General features: G+C 64.7%; 5 protein-coding genes. 1 reads left to right on the forward strand and 4 read right to left on the reverse strand.

Annotated features, from left to right (window positions below; translation table 11 throughout):
* Window positions 1-107: 107 nt before the first annotated feature.
* From FK530_RS24155 to FK530_RS24165, 4 genes are all read right to left on the reverse strand, one after another.
* Window positions 108-830 carry a hypothetical protein gene (locus FK530_RS24155; RefSeq protein WP_146489401.1) on the reverse strand — a complete coding sequence of 241 codons (723 nt, stop codon included), beginning with the start codon at window positions 828-830 and terminating at the stop codon, window positions 108-110.
* Window positions 827-1,303 (reverse strand): ImmA/IrrE family metallo-endopeptidase, encoded by a 477-nt coding sequence (locus tag FK530_RS26025; RefSeq protein ID WP_158645193.1) that lies wholly within the window; start codon window positions 1,301-1,303, stop codon window positions 827-829. The genes FK530_RS24155 and FK530_RS26025 overlap by 4 nt, the downstream gene beginning before the upstream one ends.
* 205 nt (window positions 1,304-1,508) lie before the next feature.
* Window positions 1,509-1,934, reverse strand: a complete 426-nt coding sequence (locus FK530_RS26030) for a hypothetical protein (RefSeq protein ID WP_158645194.1) — start codon at window positions 1,932-1,934, stop codon at window positions 1,509-1,511.
* Entirely contained in the window at window positions 1,934-2,620 is a 687-nt protein-coding gene (locus FK530_RS24165) for a helix-turn-helix domain-containing protein (protein WP_158645195.1), read from the reverse strand. The genes FK530_RS26030 and FK530_RS24165 overlap by 1 nt, the downstream gene beginning before the upstream one ends.
* Window positions 2,621-3,099: 479 nt before the next feature.
* Between FK530_RS24165 and FK530_RS24170 the strand changes: the two genes are divergently transcribed.
* The gene (locus FK530_RS24170; protein ID WP_158645196.1) at window positions 3,100-4,782 is read left to right on the forward strand and encodes a cutinase family protein; all 1,683 of its coding nucleotides are present in this window, start codon (window positions 3,100-3,102) and stop codon (window positions 4,780-4,782) included.
* The last annotated feature ends 104 nt before the right edge of the window (window positions 4,783-4,886 follow it).

The following is a 4,886-nucleotide window of genomic DNA, read 5'->3' on the forward strand; positions in this document are numbered from 1 at the left end:
CCCGGGCAACCCGGACCACATCATCACGGAACTCTTTCGGATAAGGCTTAGGCACAGTAGTCATCCTTCCAGGCCGCCCTCCCGGGGCAAGCCAGATCAGATGTCACCTAACCGTGCACCAGTCCCCCCACCATGATCATGGCGGACACAGACATGGCGTTTCTTCCATACCACCATTCTGAAACGCGGTCAGGGTAGCGCGCGATGGTGCGTGAATAGACCCACGAGTGCAGCCCGTAAAGGAAGCACAGGACCATCATGAGCGAGTACGAGATGAAGGTCGTCCGAAGATACCCGCGGGTCCACTTCACAGCAGGAATCGTAACCATCAGCGAGACCGCCCCTGTGAGCATGCAGATCATGGCAAAGAGGGCGAAGAATATTGTTTCCAGGACAGAGCCGTCATAGGCGGCAGGAAGATATGTGACCTCAGCCTTACCGAGGTCACTAAAGGCGAGTGTGAGCGTGACCGCGGCTACATAACCCACCTTGAATATGTCCGATACCAGGTGTCCTTGAGGGGTGCGGAACCATGGAAAGAGCACTTCGCAGTTCAGGACCAGAAGAATAAGGAGCGCCAGGACAACGAAGACTTGGCTGAGAATGTAGCCTGCGTTCTGGATGCCGATCGCTCCGCCGACGAGGGCGTCGAACGGCTCACGGACCACTGGAGCACGGAACATGCGGCCAGTCACGATGATTAGAGCTATGAGAACCACGCGCTTGCCGAGTGGTTCGCGGCGGGGTCGTTTCAGAACCGCGACGTAGCAGGCTGCCAGGACGCCTCCGCCGAGGATGGCGAAGAGCCATGAGACCATGCCGTCTGTCACCATCCAAGACCTCGCTGGTAGTAGTCGAGGATTTCTTGCGTGCGGCGCGGTGCATTTGAGGCAACAGTCGGCCGACGGTATGAGTCGGCCCTGTCGCTGGCTAGCAGCGCGAACCATTCAGCCTCGATTTCCAGAACCGAGTAGGTGCACGGGTTAGCCTGATGCATGTCTCGGGTCGCACCGTTAAGTTCGTCGATGAGACTGGCCGGCACCGTTGGATACTCGTCGTATGCGAATTTCTTCATCGGCGGATGATCGGGGCCTGAGACGGCAGGGCGAGGGTGTCCGCACAAGATATGCCCGAGTTCGTGCAGAATGATAAATTCCTTGGCCTGCTCGGAGACATCTGCCGATACGTGGATATAGTCTGCGGTCGAAGTGGGTCTCCAGAACCCGGTTGTTCTGGTCGCTCCAACGAGCAGGTTATTGTCCATGACGATGACCGGTCGCGCCCGGTCGATGGAGACCTGCATAACGAACGTCTCGATCGTCCACGGACGCCGGAATTCGATCGCATCGAGTGCGATACTTGCATTCTGGCGTGCACGGGCCTTGATTTCGGGGGAGAGCTCTGAGGGTCCGAAGAGTGCGCGCTTGACTAGGTACTCGTCGTCCTCGGGTGCGATCGGCTTCGACTTTGACCCGAACGACCTGAACCACATTGCAGCGGAAGACCTCTCAGGGGGTGACGCGCCGCATACCGTGGTAGTACTGCTGACGCAATGCAACAAGGAGTGACTGAAGGTTCTCGACGGAGCGGGAGTAGACCGCCGGGTCGACGGAGAATAGCTGCCAGTTCTCCTCACCATATCCGAGAACAATCCGGTAGGCGCGGAGATCTTCTTGCGACGGCTCCCGGGTGCCGTTGAAGTGTGTACGGACTGCTGCCACGGAGAGATCGAAGCCGGCGGCCTGGGCGAGTCGAGCGATCGTGTCGGGGTCGACGTTCCGGGTGAACGCGGCGACGTCCCGCAGCAGCTGGAGGCGTTCAACGATCGTCGTATCGGCGCGTCCCGGGTGGGCGCGGCGGTAGACGATCCGCCCAGACCCGCTCTGTCGCAGGTCAGCGCGGTCGGCGGGGACCTGCGGCTGGGTTCCGTACATCAGTGATGCTCCTCACGTGCCATGTACAACGCCTGCTTAGCGTGCCATCGCGTCGTGAACTGGGCCACTTGGGGGTCACTGAGGCCGGTCGCCGGGGTGGCCAGTCCCGCGAGCCAGCGGCGGTAGAGCCTTTCCTCCCACTCCGCGTGCTCGAGGGCCGTCGCGCCGTCGTCGGGCGGTGCGGAGCTCTCCGCGAGGTACGGCAGGTAGGTCTGGTGGAAGATCGGCGGCAGCTCTCGCCCCGGCCCGCCGGCTCGCTCAAGGACTTCAGTCGTGTGGGCGGCCATCAGCGCGCTTGCCGCGGCCTGGAGGTCTTGCGCCCACTCGGAAGACCGGTGCTCCGCGGGGATACTCGAGATCGCGCTGACGATGACCCACAGGGTCTCCATCCGCAGCTCGACCCAGGCCAAGCTGTCGAGGCCCGACACGGAGGCCGGCGCCTCCCGCAGGGGAGTCGGCTGCTCACCGCGGTTCAGAACCGCCTCGGCCGAGCCCGGCGCCCACGCAAGAGCGACGTCGAGCCTGTCAAGGGTTGCGCGCTTCGGGAGTGATGTTGCTTCGGTGGGGAACTCGATCCGGACCAGTGTGGTGTCGGAGGGGCCGCCGCGTTGGGCCACCTGATCCCTGCTGAGGCCAAGGTCGGTGCGGCGTTGCAACACCTGTTGTCCCAGGTTCTGCAGCTGCACCAGGCGCTCTGGTCCCTCGCTAATCACGCGTGTTGACACTAGTCGACTAGGCGCGACTAGGACCATGGGGGCGCGCCAATTGACGCAAACATTGCCCACTTCGCCGAATCTGTTGCCACATGGGTGGCACGTGTGTAGCGTACGTGTTGGTCGCGGCGCTCGCGTCGGACCAACAACCGAGAAGCAGGGGTGGTCCTGCCGCCGGAGGACAGCGCAATTTTCGGTCGCGATAACGAGTGGCATCTCGTCGTGACCTAGACCAAACGGCGGCAGGACCCAGTGCGCAGAGGTAGTGAATCTCTGCGGCGTTCAGTGTACCCACACTGAGCGCCGCGGCGAGTAACGATTCTCTGCGCATCCATGAACACGGGAGTGTCTGGATGCACGCAGGTAGGCGGCGTCGCAAGAGCACTGGTTCGCTGGGCAATTCGACCAGCGGGCAGTGGTGGCTGAGCCGTTCCGCGGCCGTTCTCATGGCCGTGACGGTGACGATCGCCCCGGTCGGGCTTCTCGGCGCGGGCACGGCACTGGCTGCTGAGCCGTGCACTCCGCTGACCGTCTACGGCATCCAGGGCACGGGGCAGTCGTCGCCGAACGCGCCGGCGGACCTCGATACCGGGTTCCTCGCGGAGGTCATGAAGCCTCTCAAGCGCACGGCCGGGTCGCTCGTCGATCGGAAGTACGTTCCCTACTCGGCGTCGTTCGGCGGCGCCGGCCCTTCCACTCCGGGGCAGACCGCCAGCTACGCGGACTCCGTCCAGGGCGCCGGGAACAAGGCCATCGAATGGGCGAATGCCCGCGTGACCCGCTGCCCCAGCACGAAGTTCGCGTTCGTGGGCTACTCGCAGGGTGCGCATGCGGTCAAAGGCGCCCTGGACATGATCCTGGAAGGAAAGTCCAAGGTCACGCCGGAGCAAGTCGCGGCGGTAGCGAATTTCGGAGACCCGGCGCGCCCCGCCGGGGCTTCGCTGTTTCCGGGCCGTCCCGGACAGGTCTCTCCGTCGCCGATCCCCGGTACGAGCGGGAGCGAGGTGACCAAGGTCGTCGCGGCCAGCGCGGCTGGCCCGACGGGCGGCGGCATCGGACCGACCAAGGATCGCAACGTCGACCTCACGCGGATCGCGGGCCGGTACGCGTCGTTCTGCGCTGCCGGTGATCCCGCATGCGATATCCCTGCCGACTCTCCCCTTATCCGCGCGGTAACCAACGTCGCTGGGCAGATGCAGTTCGACCAGGGAGACCCGATTCGGTCGATGCAGACGATCGCGAACGCGATCGCGTCGACGACCATCAAAGCGATCGTCCCGATCGTCACCGAGGACATCCCCGGTGGGAACGTGACGAGCTACGCGCCGAAGCAGACGATCGCCGAACGCATCGAGTGGGCATCCGACCCGCGCAATCCGATGCCTCCTCTGGGACAGATGCTCTCGGCGGTGTTCCGCGTGGGAATGCTCGGCGGAGGCGCCGCGTCGAACACGGCGCCGCTGACGATCACGCCCGACCGCATCATGAGTGCCGTCGGTGCCGGCCTGTCGGGAAACCCGCTCGGGCTGGTGACGATGCTTCTGCCCGGCACCGGCACCGGTCAGCCAGGCGTGGCCGGCGGACAGGCCGTGAGCCAGGCGATCTCGCGCCCGCTGACCGGCGACCGCGAAGTGACCGGCGCGTTCGACGAACTGACCCGAGAAGCCAAGGACATCGGCACGCTCATCCAGTGGGCGTCGACCTTCAAGTTCGCGGAGGCCGGCGCGCTGCACACCTCGTACGGCTCGGCCTCGTCGACGCCCACTGGTATGGCACCGACGCAGTTCGTCGCCCGGTGGCTCACCGCGGCCGCGAAGGACTCCGCAGCCGGCGGCAGCTCGACCTCCACCACGGCGCCGGCGGTGCTGCCGCAGAGCCCCATCCTCCCGTTGCCGACCTTGCCCGGTCTGGTATCGACCGCAGGTATCAAGCCGGACATGCTCGGCGGCCTGACCGGTCTCGGAACGACTACTCCGGCGCCGACCAGCGCACCCGCGACCGTCACCGCGTCGACGGCGCCCGCGGCGCCAACTGTGGCGGGTCCGGACCTGTCGCAGGTCGATCTGACCAACATCATCAACTCGGTCACCGCCGCCGGTAACGCCGCGGTTCCGATATCTCTAGGAGCCTCCTGACTGTCCACGACGTGGCTGACGGGTCTCATCGTGGCTGTTGTGGCCCTGTGGCGGACGGATTATCTGCATGTTCTCCTCGACGGGCTTCTTGTTTGGCCGGCGGC

It is taken from the genome of Tsukamurella conjunctivitidis, from assembly GCF_007858475.1.
Classification (GTDB): Bacteria; Actinomycetota; Actinomycetes; order Mycobacteriales; family Mycobacteriaceae; genus Tsukamurella; species Tsukamurella conjunctivitidis.